Annotated in this window: 13 protein-coding genes; 7 read left to right on the top strand and 6 right to left on the bottom strand. The window is 39.9% G+C overall.

Annotation, left to right across the window (positions count from 1 at the left end; genetic code table 11):
- Positions 1-15: 15 nt before the first annotated feature.
- The 3 genes from GQR53_RS07770 to zapB form a co-directional block, all read right to left on the bottom strand.
- Positions 16-1,038, bottom strand: a complete 1,023-nt coding sequence (locus GQR53_RS07770) for an MBL fold metallo-hydrolase (RefSeq protein ID WP_165743440.1) — start codon at positions 1,036-1,038, stop codon at positions 16-18.
- 63 nt (positions 1,039-1,101) lie between these two features.
- Positions 1,102-1,407: a cell division protein ZapA gene (locus GQR53_RS07765; RefSeq protein WP_024605605.1), complete on the bottom strand. Its 306-nt coding sequence runs from the start codon at positions 1,405-1,407 to the stop codon at positions 1,102-1,104.
- Positions 1,407-1,637: a cell division protein ZapB gene (zapB, locus tag GQR53_RS07760; RefSeq protein ID WP_002957855.1), complete on the bottom strand. Its 231-nt coding sequence runs from the start codon at positions 1,635-1,637 to the stop codon at positions 1,407-1,409. Before zapB ends, GQR53_RS07765 begins: the two co-directional genes overlap by 1 nt.
- Before the next feature lie 238 nt (positions 1,638-1,875).
- On the opposite strand from zapB, the gene rlmJ reads away from it, so the two are divergent.
- The gene (gene rlmJ / locus GQR53_RS07755; protein WP_165743437.1) at positions 1,876-2,715 is read left to right on the top strand and encodes a 23S rRNA (adenine(2030)-N(6))-methyltransferase RlmJ; all 840 of its coding nucleotides are present in this window, start codon (positions 1,876-1,878) and stop codon (positions 2,713-2,715) included.
- A 104-nt stretch (positions 2,716-2,819) separates the two neighbouring features.
- Here rlmJ and GQR53_RS07750 read toward each other — a convergent pair whose 3' ends face one another.
- The 3 genes from GQR53_RS07750 to GQR53_RS07740 form a co-directional block, all read right to left on the bottom strand.
- Positions 2,820-3,638 (bottom strand): META domain-containing protein, encoded by an 819-nt coding sequence (locus GQR53_RS07750; protein ID WP_165743435.1) that lies wholly within the window; start codon positions 3,636-3,638, stop codon positions 2,820-2,822.
- A 121-nt stretch (positions 3,639-3,759) separates the two neighbouring features.
- The gene (locus GQR53_RS07745) at positions 3,760-4,326 is read right to left on the bottom strand and encodes an alkylphosphonate utilization protein (protein ID WP_165743433.1); all 567 of its coding nucleotides are present in this window, start codon (positions 4,324-4,326) and stop codon (positions 3,760-3,762) included.
- Between the two features lie 78 nt (positions 4,327-4,404).
- Positions 4,405-5,154, bottom strand: coding sequence for a transporter substrate-binding domain-containing protein (locus GQR53_RS07740; RefSeq protein WP_165743431.1), 750 nt, complete (start codon positions 5,152-5,154; stop codon positions 4,405-4,407).
- Positions 5,155-5,290: 136 nt separating this feature from the next.
- Here GQR53_RS07740 and GQR53_RS07735 point away from each other — a divergent pair, with 136 nt between their 5' ends.
- The 6 genes from GQR53_RS07735 to GQR53_RS07710 all read left to right on the top strand — a co-directional run bounded on the left by GQR53_RS07735 (position 5,291) and on the right by GQR53_RS07710 (position 13,799).
- Positions 5,291-6,556, top strand: coding sequence for an EAL domain-containing protein (locus GQR53_RS07735; protein WP_165743428.1), 1,266 nt, complete (start codon positions 5,291-5,293; stop codon positions 6,554-6,556).
- Between the two features lie 2 nt (positions 6,557-6,558).
- Complete coding sequence (locus GQR53_RS07730) at positions 6,559-7,173, top strand: paraquat-inducible protein A (RefSeq protein ID WP_007586454.1); 615 nt, start codon at positions 6,559-6,561, stop codon at positions 7,171-7,173.
- A gap of 94 nt (positions 7,174-7,267) precedes the next feature.
- Positions 7,268-7,630: a hypothetical protein gene (locus GQR53_RS07725; RefSeq protein ID WP_346774389.1), complete on the top strand. Its 363-nt coding sequence runs from the start codon at positions 7,268-7,270 to the stop codon at positions 7,628-7,630.
- Between the two features lie 112 nt (positions 7,631-7,742).
- Positions 7,743-9,119 carry a TolC family protein gene (locus tag GQR53_RS07720; protein WP_165743426.1) on the top strand — a complete coding sequence of 459 codons (1,377 nt, stop codon included), beginning with the start codon at positions 7,743-7,745 and terminating at the stop codon, positions 9,117-9,119.
- Entirely contained in the window at positions 9,109-10,671 is a 1,563-nt protein-coding gene (locus GQR53_RS07715; RefSeq protein ID WP_165743424.1) for an efflux RND transporter periplasmic adaptor subunit, read from the top strand. The genes GQR53_RS07720 and GQR53_RS07715 overlap by 11 nt, the downstream gene beginning before the upstream one ends.
- Positions 10,672-10,679: 8 nt before the next feature.
- Positions 10,680-13,799: an efflux RND transporter permease subunit gene (locus GQR53_RS07710; protein ID WP_165743422.1), complete on the top strand. Its 3,120-nt coding sequence runs from the start codon at positions 10,680-10,682 to the stop codon at positions 13,797-13,799.

Genomic DNA, 13,799 nt, shown 5'->3' with positions numbered 1-13,799 from the left:
ATCCGTTGTGTTGAGTTATTCTGCGCTTTTTACACGATTTAGGCCTGCTTGTAAAAAAAAGTTACTCGATTTTATATTAAGCGCTTCTTGTTTATAAGGCTCAATAACTGATTCAGGAAACGACAGCATTAACTGCTCAATACTTTGATCTTTATTGTTTTTAACATGCTCCGTTATGGCTGTTAAAAATGATAGCGGCTGTTTCAGCTGCTCTTTTGTTAATGTGCCGCCGTGGCCAGGTATAATAATAGTGAGCTTTTCGTCGTTAATATATTGCTTAAGCAACGTTTGCCAACTTTTAAGTTCGCCGTGACCAGGGTAAGGAAGCCAGTCAACGATATCGCCACCAATCAGCACACTGCCATTATTAGTAGTAATAGTTAAATCACCGTTAGTATGGGCTTGCTGCGGCTCAAGCGTTACCTCAAAACCACCAAGGTCGATAATTTTACGACTATTAATTACTATTTCGGGTTTGCTAAGCTGATACTCCTGCCAGCGAAAAAGTCTCTTTTTTGCAAGCTTTAACTTATCACGCCATTTAGCTTGCTCTTCTTTGGGTACATTCGCTAACCGTTGGTAGCTCAGCTCAATGCTCTTTTCATAGGTGTCTAGTTTGTCGGTATATGCTGTTTGGTAAAGGCTAAAATTTTTATTTACTTGCTGATGAACAACGAGCTTGGCATCAGGATAAAAATTTTGCATAACCGCCATACCTAGCAAGTGATCGTCATGGTAATGCGTGGCAACCAAATAGCATAAAGGTGTTTTAAGGCGTTTTTTTAAATCTTCAGCAAGTTGTTCAACTGCAGCAAAATTGGCACTCGTATCAACCAGTAGGGCACATTTTTCGCCTTCAATTAATACTTGGTTAGAGTCGTAGAAGCGAAGCTTGTCTTGTTGCTTTAAAAACTGAATATGAGGGTTTATTGTATTCCAAGTTACGGCAGCGTAGGTGCTAGGTGCTATTGATAGTAAAGTGCATGCCAATAGTAAGTGCTTACATGAAGAGGTTATGTTTGAAAGTTTTAACTTCATTTATTATCTCTACGCTGAGGTTTAATTACTTTAATAATAAACAAAAAGCGCAGTATGCGCTTTTTATTTTTGGTGTTTGGGGTCATTTGCCAAATGCAGACTGAGTTTATCAATCAATTGGTCTTGATGCTGTTGTTCAACTGTAGCCTGTGTTTTTGCTTCTAGCAATTCGTGGCTTAAGTTTAATGCTGCCATTAGTAGGGCTTTTTGATCGTTTCTAACGGTTGAGCGTTGTTTCATTTGCTCAACTAAGTCATTTAGATTTTTAGCTGCTGCTATTAATGCATCTTCCTGCCCTTCGGGGCAAGCAAATTGCTGCTCTTTACCTAGCAACTCAACAGTGACCCGCTGGTTTTGCAGCTCAGACATTAGCTAGCCTGTTGTGCGCTTTGTAATTTATCAAGAAGACCAGATAAAGTAGTGCTGGCATCTTTTTGCTTTTCTTCATTTTCTAAAGCTTCAAGCTGTAGTAATTCGTTTTCATCGCTTAGTTTAGTGTTCTGTTCTTTTAAAGTAGCAACATCTGTTTGTAATTGATTATTACGTTCGATTAAAGAATCGATCAGTTGTTCGAGTTGTTGAAGAGTAGTGTTGTTCATAAAGGCGCTCATATAACTGTAATTAATGTCATGCAAATGTAAAGCAAAGTGTGTTGATTTGCCAGCATTTACGGTGGTTTTAGCTGATTTTTCTTCTGTGTTAAGGGATAATTCAGCATATGAGCTTTTTCATTCAGAAATGGTTCACTTTAACACTCTCTTATCTTGGTGTAAGTTGCCAAAGCCTAGTGCTTATGGTTCACTTACGATATTAAATTGCGTATGGCGAAAATAAATAATGCTTAGTTACAGACACTCATTTCATGCGGGTAATCCTGCCGATGTACTTAAACATTTAGTACTGGCACAAGTACTAAATTATCAAACAATTAAAGATAAACCGCTTGATTATATAGACACGCATTCAGGTGCTGGCTTTTTTGAACTGGCAGCTGCTGATGCGCAAAAAACGCAAGAGTATCAAGATGGTATTAAAAAACTTTGGCAACATAAAAGTGAACATGCTGAGCTTAATGAGTACATTGAATTAATTAAGTCATTTAACGACACTGACGAACTTGCATTTTATCCAGGTTCACCAAAAATTGCAGAGCATTACTTGCGCCGCCAAGATAAGGGCTGGTTTTTTGAACTGCACCCGCGCGATTTATTATTACTTGAAGAAAACATGCAAGGTAAGCGATCTATTCGTGTGCGCGGAGAAGATGGCTTTACTGGCTTAGTAGGTTTATTACCACCAGCATCTCGCAGAGCGTGTGTATTAATTGACCCACCGTACGAAATTAAAGATGACTACGAAACGGTTGTAAAAACCTTAGTTAAAGCTCATCAGCGTTTTGCTACAGGTACTTACATGATTTGGTATCCGGTTGTTGATAGAGAACGCATTGATAATATGGAGCAGGGCTTAATTGATTCAGGAATGCGCAACATTCAGCTATTTGAATTAGGCACTGAAGCGGATACTGACGTACACGGCATGACAGCATCTGGCATGATTGTGATTAACCCTCCATGGAAGCTAAAGCAAACAATGGATGCAATAATGCCTGAACTTGTTGGTTTGTTAAGTGAGCCAAGTGGTTTTTATAGAAGTGAACAACTCGTTGATGAGTAGCTTTAAATAGCGCTTACAATGAATGATAAAATGCCCAGCTTTGCTGGGCATTTTATTTAAAGCTTGAACCGATGTGTTAAAAAGTCGCGTTTAATGCTTTGGTATTAATTAAAATAAACAGCGTTAAAAGTAGCAAGCGTATTACCGCTGTTGTTTTTAAGTTTTAGTGACTCGCCTGTAATTTCCCACTTTGAAGTATTGTTAAGTACGTTAGACATAGCTGCTTCTTGGTCCATATTCTCCGAACACATCTTTTTTGTACTCGCTAATTGACTAAGTGTAATTGTGTGCTGCTCGGTACTATAACTTCCGCTAAAATTATTACAGCCTAAAAAGCCATTAACACGGTAGTCTTTGTCGAACTGAATAAACGGCTCTTTAGTTGTAACATTTACTGTTTGAGCATTTATTGTTATTGCTTTCCAGTACGTATTTGTAAGCGTTACGTCTGGCTTTTCAACGGATACTTTTGAAAGCTCAATTTTATAAGGGGCAGTTAGCTGTGATTCTCTAAATGGGTCGTTATTTGTGGTACTTGTGTAAAGTACTTTGTCTTTATTTATGATTCTGGCGCTTAGGCTATAGCGGTGTTTATCGTTAACTTTACTGGCATCATAAGTTAGCTCTACAGTAAATGGTGGGGCTTGGGTAATATCAATCACTTCTTGGGTTATTATATCTGCTTTTACATCCATTTTAGATACATCCGAAAGCGTAACTATTAACTGTGAACCGGGGCGAAGCATACTGCGATCTTTGTAGCTAACTTGAGTAGTTAGAGTCGATATTGATTTTGCTTGCTCTGTATTTTCAGTCGGCTTTGTTTGTTGATCACAACCGGTTATAGCAAAAGCGCTCAGTGCTAATAAACTAAGTCCTGTAAGTGCTTTTTTACGTGAATGTACTGCTTGATGCTTTTCCATGTTTGTTATCCTTACTCAATATTATCCTCCTAGTGTATTACCTAGTGACTTAATCATTCCTTAACTTATTTTAAACATAAAAAAAGGCGCATTAGCGCCTTTAATAATTAAAAACAAACGATTATTTTTTAACAAACTTAGTTAAAATAACTATGCGCTGGCCGTCAACTCGCCCTTCAATATGTTCAGGGTTGCTGGTTAGGCCAATATTACGAACAGCTGTTCCGCGTTTAGCTGTAAGGCTACTACCTTTAACGTCTAAGTCTTTAATTAGGGTAACAGTATCGCCTGCTTGAAGTACTACACCGTTGCTATCTACATGCTTTAAATCGTCATCTTCAGCAAGTGCTTTTTTAGCCCACGTTAGCGTATCTTCTTCAAGGTAAATCATGTCTAGCGCATCTTGTGCCCAGCCATTATCAGGCGCTAAACGCGAAAGCATTCTGTAAGCTACAACTTGTACTGCAGGAGTTTGGCTCCACATGCTATCGTTTAAACAGTGCCAATGCGTAGGCGTTATTTCGCTGTTATTCTCGATTTGATCTTTACATGTTTGACACGTGTAAATACATTTATCTGAGTGGGTTTCAGTTACCGGTGGTACTTCATAAACAGATAAGTTCTCGGTGGCTGTACACAATTCACATTGATTATTACTACGTTCGATTAAGGCTTTTTCAATACTCATGGGGCTCTTTCTAGTTCTGGTCGAGTTAACATTTGCTGCTATTGTACTCCAAAACACGAGCTCTGCGCCATTAGTCCCTTAATTTTGTGTGGGTATATTACTCATATACTTATCTTCAATAGTTTTTATATATCCTTGAGCGTGAAGGTTTTTAATTGCTAGGTTTATCTGGGGCAATAATTCTTTGTGTTTGCTCAATAAGCGAATTCTTAAAAAACCATGGGAATGCTGTGCGCCAAAGGCAATGTTTATCCCTAACTGCTTTGCCCAATAGAGCGCAGTTAACTTACCTACTAGTGCAGCTTCTACACGGTTTCTTGATAGGGCTGTCATAAGTTCTTTTTCGGATGGAAAGTCAACACGCTCAAAGGTATTGTCATTAAAGTAATAGTAACCTAGTACAGTTCCTATATTTTTACCCTTCAAGCTATCAGCGCTTTGCCAGTGCTGGGCATTTTTAGGCAAGGTAACAATCATTTCTGTGGCATAAATAAGCGGCTCTGAAAAAACATAACGAGGATCATTTCTCTCACTCTTAGAGAGCCATTCTAATGAAATAACATCAAAATCGATTATTTCATCTTGTAAATATTTGGTAATACGCTTTGTAGGTAGGTCGATATGAGAAGCTGAAATATTGGCATCATCGAGTACTTTTTCAATAATTTCGGGTAATATGCCAGGCTTTTCTGGATCATTTGTATAATATGGATAATGACTCCCTGACGCGCTAACATTATATTTGAGGGGAGTAGGATTAATGCTGGCATAGCTAAAAAATACAAATAGCAGAGGGCTCAGTACTAATAACCGAATAAAGTTAGTCAAATCTCTACCTTTTATATTAGTGTTGTGTAATTTTAACGTTTTTGCAATGACGACTATATTTATCTTATGCGTGTTGCATTAAAGTACACATATTATTGGCTGTTTTGCCATCTTTTATTTATAGGTTTAGAGCCAAGTGAAATTACATAACATACCTGATGAAGTACAAAAAATAACTCAGTTTGTTGCGCGGCAACCTATTTTTGATATAGACCAGAATGTTTTCTCGTACGAATTGCTTTATAGAGACTCAGCCAATAATGCGTTTCCTGTAGGCACTTCTGATGTCCATGCGACAAGCCGCCTGTTTTTTAATGCTTTAATGTTGGTTGGTTTAGATAGACTTACCGCACATCATTTAGCTTTTATAAACTTGTCATCAGAAACTATTCTCGATAACTTCCCCAAACTTTTATTGCCAGAAAATAGTGTTATTGAAATAGTGGAGCGCACGGGTAATATTCCTGTGGTGGCTGAGCGTGTGCAAGAACTTAAAAAAGAAGGCTATGTTTTTGCACTTGATGATTACGATGGCGATACAAAATGGGAGCCACTGTTAGCACATGTTGATTACATAAAAATTGAGATAGATGATCCGGTTATTAAAACCAATATGCGCATTAAAAAAATAAAACGCGCAAATCCACATGCAAAAATAATTGTTGAACGAATAGAGACGCATGAACAATTTAATGTATTAAAATTGGCTGGCTGCGATTTATTTCAGGGGTTCTTTTTTTCTCGCCCAGAAATGATTACGTATAAAGGTGTAGAGCCTTCAAAGCTAACCGTTTTTGATCTATTGCGTTTTACAGCAAAAGAAACACTTTGCTTTAAAGAAGTTCATCAACGAGTGGCCAGAGATGTCGCCATAACAGCGAGGGTTTTAAAGCTAGCTAACGCGCGTTCAGGCAAAGCAAATTTAGTCATTACGTCTATTTCACAAGCGGTTATTTATTTAGGTGAGGACACAATAAGACAATTTGTTCGCGTATTAGCAATTAGTGAGTTGGGGGTCGAAAAACCAACCGAATTAACTAAGCTTGCTTTAACGCGGGCTCAATTTATGTCGCTAATATTGGAGCAAAATAATAAAGAGTTGACCGGGCAAGGGTATCTGGTGGGTTTGTTCTCGGTGCTTGATGCTATTTTAGATGCTGAATTAAAAGACATAGTTAAAGAGTTTACTTTAGATGCTGCAATATCTGATGCGTTACTATTAGAGAGCGGCATTTTAGGGAACTGTTTATCGCTTATAAAAGAGTTTGAATTAGATAATATAGATGAAGCTATGGTCCATTTGGCCAACATAAACTCAGAGCTGCATATTGGCGATATATTTAATTTTTTATTGGATGCTGTTTTATACAGTGATGACATTATTGAGGCAATAGCAGAATAAATATGCGTAATTGGTTGTCGGTTATAAGTGTAGTGGTTGCTCTTTGTTTATTGTTTCCTGGTATTACAAAACCAGTATTAACAATAGAGGGTAACATAGATAAATCAAAATTAGCGCAAGCGGGCATTGAAATGCTTGCTGAAGAGGGTGATGGTCGGACTCGTAGCATGCTAATGATGTTCTCGAATATGCTAGGGCTTGATAAGTTAGAGGGCGAGATTAGCGCCTATAACAAAACACAAAGTATTTTAGGCACAGTTAAAGAGCTTGCTAGCAATAATAATTTATTTGTAGCTGCTTTAGTGGGGTTGTTTTCTATTGTTATTCCAAGCTTGAAGCTGCTATTACAATTGCTTTATTGTTGCCTACCTTTGAATGGGTTTAAGCAAAAGCTCGGTCTGGTTATTTGTGCATTAAGTAAGTGGAGCATGGTTGATGTATTTGTTATTGCATTAATAGTGACTTACTTAGCAGGTAACGCCCATGGTAAAAGTGGCGAGCTACTTGTTATGAATGCACAATTTGGTGAAGGGTTTTGGTATTTTAGCGCATATTGTATATTTGCAATTATCGCGAGTAACTTAATTAAAACACCTGCTAAACCGCAGTCTACATAATTAAAGTATTTGTGGTTGCCGTTAGGTTACCTTACAATCATTTTAAAGTTTATTAAAAGGCATAATGTTGCAACGTTTTTACTCTAGTTTACTCATGATAACTTTACTGCTCACTTTTGTGGGTCAGGCAGTTGCGTCTGTAGCTATGGTATGCGAAATGCCACATATGCCAACTAAGACAGCAACGCATGCCCAAATGCCAATGACACACAGTAGTGATGCAACAGCTGTTGCTAGCATGTCTGAAAATATGATGCAGATGGATTGTTGCGACGACGAAAGTACGCCACAAAATGACTGTAAATGCCCTATGAGTGGCTGCGCTGCTAACTCAATGCTTAATGTTGATACTTTATTTAGCGTTACTTTACTTGAATCTGAAAAAGTAAATGTACGTGTATTTACTACACAAATTAATATACCTCGTTCACTCTACCGCCCTCCTATGTCTGCTTAATAGCAGGATAGGTGTATGTAAAAATTGCGGTAACCCCGTTTATTGGTAACTCCTAAACACCTTTTTTGCTTCCTAATTTAAGATTTTCTTTTATTTTTAGATGGAGCAGGTGATGAACCACGCTGTAAGTATTAAAGTCGTATTATGTAGTGTTGTGTTATTTAGCACAGCCGTTAATGCGCAAAACAATCAAAATAACCTAAATACCGAAACACTAAAGCAAACTAGTAATGAGCAAACGCTTAGCTTAACGCAAGCGCTTAATTATGCGCTAACGCATGAGCCATGGCTAAAAGCGAGTGGCTACCAAGAAGATGCAGCAATAGCGCAAAGCATTGCCGCTGGCACCTTACCCGATCCTGTTTTAACGGTTGGCTTACTCAACTTACCTACTAACGGTTATGCGTTTGATCAAGAAGGGATGACGCAGCTTAAAGTTGATTTGAGCCAAAAGTTTAGCCGAGGGAATAGTTTAGCGCTTAGACAAAAAGCATTAGCACAGTCTGCTCAACAATACCCTTCGCAGCGCGCCGATCGCTTAGCACAAGTAAAAGCAATTGTGATTGAGTCGTGGTTAAACGCGTATCGTGCTCAGCGAAGTATTGCTTTAATTGAGCTAGATAAAGGGCTATTTACTCAACTTATTGACATTACCGAAGCAAGCTACGCAAGCACCTTAGGTAAAACACGTCAGCAAGATATTATTCGTGCGCAATTAGAACTCACCCGTCTTGAAGATAAGCTGGTTATGCTTGAGCAGCAATTTGAAAGTGCTAAAAACCGTTTAGCACAGTGGTTACCTATGAATATGCTTATGCAGCCTTTAAATACTGAGTTTACTAAAACCGCAGGGCTGGTTGATTTTGCGAGCCTTGAATTTGATGAGCTAATACAGTTGCTTATGACGCATCCCGCAATTATTGCGATAGATAAAACCGTAACGGCAAAGCAAACCGAAGTTGCACTCGCTAAGCAAAGCTACAAACCTCAGATGGGCGTTAATGTGGGTTATGGTTACCGGGATGATACCCCTATGGGTGAGTCGCGAGCTGATTTACTCTCTGTAGGGTTTAGTATTGATTTGCCATTGTTTACTGATAACAGACAAGATCAACAGGTTAAATCGGCTATTGCGAGTGCAGAAGCTACTAAAACACAAAAGCTGGTGGCGCTTCAAAAACTCAAAGGCATGTACTTTAAGGAGTTTAGCCAACTCGCTCGTTTGCAAAAACGCGATGCGCTTTATCAAAATACGTTATTACCGCAAATGTCAGAGCAATCTCAGGCAACACTAAATGCTTATACACGCGACGACGGGGATTTTTCTGACGTGATGCGCGCGCGCATTAGTGAACTTAACGCCAAAATTGATGCACTGAATATTCAAGTAGATCAACATATTATTACCGCCCGCCTTAATTATTATGCAAGTAGCTTAGACCCCCAAGTAATGAGCGAGCAAACTGGAGAATTACACAATGAATACTAATTTAAAGTTACTTGTTGCCGCCTTAGTTGGCGCAGGCGCCTTTGGGTTAATAGGCGGCTTAGTAATGCAGTTTTTACCTAGCAACTCGGCAATGAATGAACAACAAAGCGCAGACAAACAGCCCTTATATTGGGTAGCCCCTATGGATAGTAATTACAGGCGTGACACGCCAGGGCTTTCGCCAATGGGAATGGATTTAGTACCTGTGTATGAAAACGCTAGCAACGCTCAGGATGGACCAGGTGCTGTAACTATTTCGCCTGCAGTAGTTAATAACTTTGGTGTAAGAACTGCCAAAGTAGAGCTTAAAACACTTCACAGCGATATAAATACTGTGGGTTATGTGCAATATAACCAAGACCAACTTATTCACATTCATCCGCGTGTAGAAGGCTGGATTGAAAGTTTATATGTTAAAGCACAAGGCGCAGAAGTTAAAGCCGGTGAGCCTTTATATACATTGTATTCACCACAATTGGTGAACGCACAGGAAGAGCTTTTACTGGCGGTTAATCGTAATAATACCGTGTTAATTCGGGCTGCAAAGGCGCGTTTAGAGTCGTTAAATGTGTCTGATGGATTTATCGAGCGCTTACAAAAAAATAAAAAGATAATGCAAAATATTACTTTTTACGCAAAGCAAAGTGGTGTGGTAGATGAGCTAACAGTACGAGAAGGCTTTTACGTTAAACCAGGCACATCAATGATGAGTATTGCCCAGCTTGATGAAATTTGGGTAGAGGCGGAAGTGTTCGAGCGCCAATCAGAACAAGTGAGTGTTGGGTTGCCCGTTACAATGACGCTTGATTACTTAAAAGGTCAAAAGTGGGAAGGTAAGGTTGATTACATTTACCCCGCGCTTGATGCTAAAAACCGGACTCTGCGTGTAAGGCTTAGGTTTGAAAATGCAGATCATCGGTTAAAACCAAATATGTTTGCACAAGTGAGCATTCACGCTAAAGCGAGTAAGGCGCAATTTACAGTCTCTAAAGAAGCGGTAATTCGCACGCAGCATCAAAACCGTGTAGTTATTGCATTAGGTGAGGGTCGTTTTAAATCGGTAGAAGTCGACGTTGGGCAAATTAATAGTAATGAAGCGGTGATTTTGTCAGGTGTAATGACAGGTGACACGGTAGTGACTTCAGCGCAATTTTTAATAGACTCTGAATCGAGTAAAAGCTCTGACTTTAAGCGAATGGAAATGCCTAGTTCTGGTATTAGCTCAGGTATGAGCTCGGATTCTGGTTCAGACTCTAATATGAACATGGATATGCAGCCACAAAGCGCCACGGTTAACGGCACTATTAATGCCATAGATACACAAAATCGCATTATAAATATTAGTCGAGAAGCCATTGAAAAATGGAATCGAGAACCCGCCACAATGGACTTTGTATTAGCGCCAGATATTGATATTACTCAGTTTGAAAATGCCCAGCATATTAATTTTACTTTTAGCATTATTAATGATGAATTTGTAATTACTAAAGCGCAAAACGCAGAGCTGATTGATCATTCTACTATGCAACCTATGCAACATAGTTCTCACTAGGAGCCATTATGATAACTGCCATTATTCGCTGGTCTGTTGGCAATCGCTTTTTTGTGTTGTTGCTTACATTAATTTTACTGGGTGGAGGATTGTTTGCACTAAAAAATACGCCCGTGGATGCCTTACCTGACTTATCTGATGTTCAGGTCATTATAAAAACTACTTACCCGGGGCAAGCGCCGCAAGTAGTGCAAGACCAAGTTACATTTCCGCTCACCACTGCAATGCTTTCTGTGCCGGGTGCACAAACTGTAAGGGGTTTTTCGTTTTTTGGTGACTCGTACGTTTACGTTATTTTTGACGAAAAAACTGATTTGTATTGGGCGCGTAGCCGAGTACAAGAATACCTAAGCCAAGCAGCAAACCGATTGCCCGATAGCGCTACGCCAGAGCTTGGCCCTGATGCAACAGGCGTAGGTTGGATTTACTTATACGCACTAATTGATAAAACAAATAAACACGATATTAGTCAGCTACGAAGCTTACAAGATTGGTTTTTAAAGTTTGAGCTACAAACTGTGCCCGGTGTATCTGAAGTGGCTGCTGTTGGTGGCATGGTTAAGCAATACCAAGTCAATGTAGAGCCTGATAAATTACGTGCATATGGTATCCCGCTTAGCCTTATTCAAACGGCGATTCAACAAGGCAACCAAGAGATGGGCGCCTCGGTAGTTGAAATGGCTGAAGCTGAATACATGGTAACAAGCACAGGCTACATTAAAAGTGTTGCCGACCTAGAAGCTATTCCGCTTGGTGTAAACGCTAATGGTACTGCGCTGCAATTGCGTGATGTAGCCGATATTAGAGTCGGGCCGCAAATGCGCCGTGGTATTGCAGAGCTTAATGGCGAAGGCGAAGTAACCGGCGGCATTGTTATTATGCGCTATGGCGAAAATGCACAAAAAACTATTGAGCTGGTAAAAGCAAAATTAGAATCACTTAAAAAGGGATTACCAGAGGGCGTTGAAATAATCCCTGTGTACGATCGCTCCAACTTAATTAATAACGCGGTAGATAATCTAACAAGTAAGCTAATTGAAGAGCTGATTGTAGTTGCTTTGGTGTGTGTGGTGTTTTTGTTTCATGTGCGCTCATCATTGGTGGCGATTATTACGTTACCGCTTGGGATTTTAACGGCATTTATAATTATGTATTGGCAGGGGATTAACGCCAACATTATGTCTTTAGGAGGAATTGCAATAGCGATAGGTGCAATGACCGACGGCGCTATCGTCATGATTGAAAATATGCACAAACATATGGAAAAAACGCCCCTTACCAACGAAAACCGCTGGGAAGTTGTGGCTAAATCGGCGAGTGAAGTGGGTCCTGCATTATTTTTTAGTTTATTAATTATTACCGTCAGCTTTATGCCGGTATTTATTTTAGAAGCGCAAGAAGGACGTATGTTTGCGCCACTGGCTTACACTAAAACCTATGCTATGGCAGCGTCTGCTGGGCTTGCGATTACCTTGGTGCCGGTATTAATGGGTTACTTTATTAGAGGTAAAGTTATTTCGGAGCAAAAAAATCCAGTTAACCGATTACTCGTCGCAGCGTATCGCCCACTACTTAACTGGGTGCTTAAATTTCCAAAAATGACATTGGTACTCGCGGTGGTTGTTTCTGTTATTGGCTTTTACCCGGTAAACAAAATAGGCAGTGAATTTATTCCGCCACTTGATGAGGGCGACTTAATGTATATGCCCACAACGTATCCTGGTTTATCGGTAGGTAAAGCGCGCGAAATACTACAGCAAACCGACAAGCTAATTGCCACAGTACCCGAGGTTAAAACAGTATTTGGTAAAGTTGGGCGAGCAGAAACTGCAACAGATCCTGCGCCGCTTACAATGATAGAGACGTTTATTCAGTTAAAACCAAAAGATGAATGGCGCGATGGTATGACCCTTGAAAAACTTAAAAAAGAACTCGACGGTTTGGTTAAGTTTCCGGGGTTGACGAATGCGTGGGTAATGCCAATTAAAACACGTATTGATATGCTCGCAACCGGTATTAAAACTCCCGTGGGCATTAAAGTTGCGGGACCAAAGTTGAGTGAAATTCAAAAAATTGGTCAACAAATAGAAGTGCTTTTAAAAGATCTACAAGGCACTGCATCGGTTTACTCAGAGCGAGTAGCCGGTGGACGTTATATAAAAGTAGATATAAATCGTGAAAAAGCCGCGCGCTATAGCTTAAATATTAGCGACATACAGCAAGTTGTATCTACTGCAATTGGTGGTACAAACGTAACTCAAACCGTAGAAGGGCAAGAGCGCTACCCAGTTAATTTGCGTTACCCGCAAGCATACAGAGACTCGCCAGAAGAGCTAATGTTGTTACCCATTGTAACGCCTACAGGGCAGCGTATAGCACTTGGTGATGTAGCCAATGTATTTATTGAAGATGGACCGCCTGGTATAAAAAGCGAAAATGCACGTTTAAACGGTTGGAGTTTTATTGATATAGATGGCGTTGATATTGGTACTTACGTTGAGCACGCTCAGCAAGTGCTCGATAAGGACCTAATACTACCTGCTGGCTACTCAATTACGTGGGCTGGGCAGTATGAATACATGCAGCGCGCTAAAGACAAACTGACTTATGTATTACCACTTACATTAGCGATTATTATTGTGTTGCTTTATCTTAATTTTAGAAGCTTTGCTGAGGTCACTATTATTATGGCTACGTTGCCACTGGCAATGATTGGTGGCGTATGGCTAATGTATTTAGAGGGCTTTAACTTTTCAGTTGCAGTGGGTGTAGGTTTTATTGCCTTAGCTGGGGTAGCGGTAGAAATTGGGGTCATTATGTTGGTGTATTTAAACCAAGCCTATCAAGAAAAATGCATCGAAGCAGAGCAGGCAGATAAGCCACTTAGTTTAGTGCAATTACAGCAAGCTATTATTGAAGGTGCAGGGCTTCGAGTACGCCCGGTTATGATGACTGTCGCGACAATTATTATTGGCTTGCTACCTGTGCTGTATGGCACAGGCACCGGAAGCAAAGTAATGAGTCGAATAGCTGCACCTATGGTTGGCGGTATGGGCAGTGCAATTGTACTCACCTTACTTGTTATTCCTGCGGTTTACCTACTGTGGCGCAAACAAGGACTTAAATAA

It is taken from the genome of Pseudoalteromonas sp. Z9A6, from assembly GCF_011378805.1.
GTDB classification, from domain to species: domain Bacteria; phylum Pseudomonadota; class Gammaproteobacteria; order Enterobacterales; family Alteromonadaceae; genus Pseudoalteromonas; species Pseudoalteromonas distincta.
This window is presented reverse-complemented; position numbering and strand designations above follow the sequence as displayed.

Excerpts from the sequence above, each read along its gene's own strand:
- GQR53_RS07745 (WP_165743433.1), bottom strand. The coding sequence starts at position 4,326 with ATGAGTATTGAAAAAGCCTTAATCGAACGTAGTAATAATCAATGTGAA.
- GQR53_RS07770 (WP_165743440.1), bottom strand. The coding sequence starts at position 1,038 with ATGAAGTTAAAACTTTCAAACATAACCTCTTCATGTAAGCACTTACTA.
- GQR53_RS07720 (WP_165743426.1), top strand. The coding sequence starts at position 7,743 with ATGAACCACGCTGTAAGTATTAAAGTCGTATTATGTAGTGTTGTGTTA.
- zapB (WP_002957855.1), bottom strand. The coding sequence starts at position 1,637 with ATGAACAACACTACTCTTCAACAACTCGAACAACTGATCGATTCTTTA.
- GQR53_RS07750 (WP_165743435.1), bottom strand. The coding sequence starts at position 3,638 with ATGGAAAAGCATCAAGCAGTACATTCACGTAAAAAAGCACTTACAGGA.
- GQR53_RS07765 (WP_024605605.1), bottom strand. The coding sequence starts at position 1,407 with ATGTCTGAGCTGCAAAACCAGCGGGTCACTGTTGAGTTGCTAGGTAAA.
- GQR53_RS07715 (WP_165743424.1), top strand. The coding sequence starts at position 9,109 with ATGAATACTAATTTAAAGTTACTTGTTGCCGCCTTAGTTGGCGCAGGC.
- rlmJ (WP_165743437.1), top strand. The coding sequence starts at position 1,876 with ATGCTTAGTTACAGACACTCATTTCATGCGGGTAATCCTGCCGATGTA.
- GQR53_RS07725 (WP_346774389.1), top strand. The coding sequence starts at position 7,268 with ATGATAACTTTACTGCTCACTTTTGTGGGTCAGGCAGTTGCGTCTGTA.
- GQR53_RS07710 (WP_165743422.1), top strand. The coding sequence starts at position 10,680 with ATGATAACTGCCATTATTCGCTGGTCTGTTGGCAATCGCTTTTTTGTG.
- GQR53_RS07730 (WP_007586454.1), top strand. The coding sequence starts at position 6,559 with ATGCGTAATTGGTTGTCGGTTATAAGTGTAGTGGTTGCTCTTTGTTTA.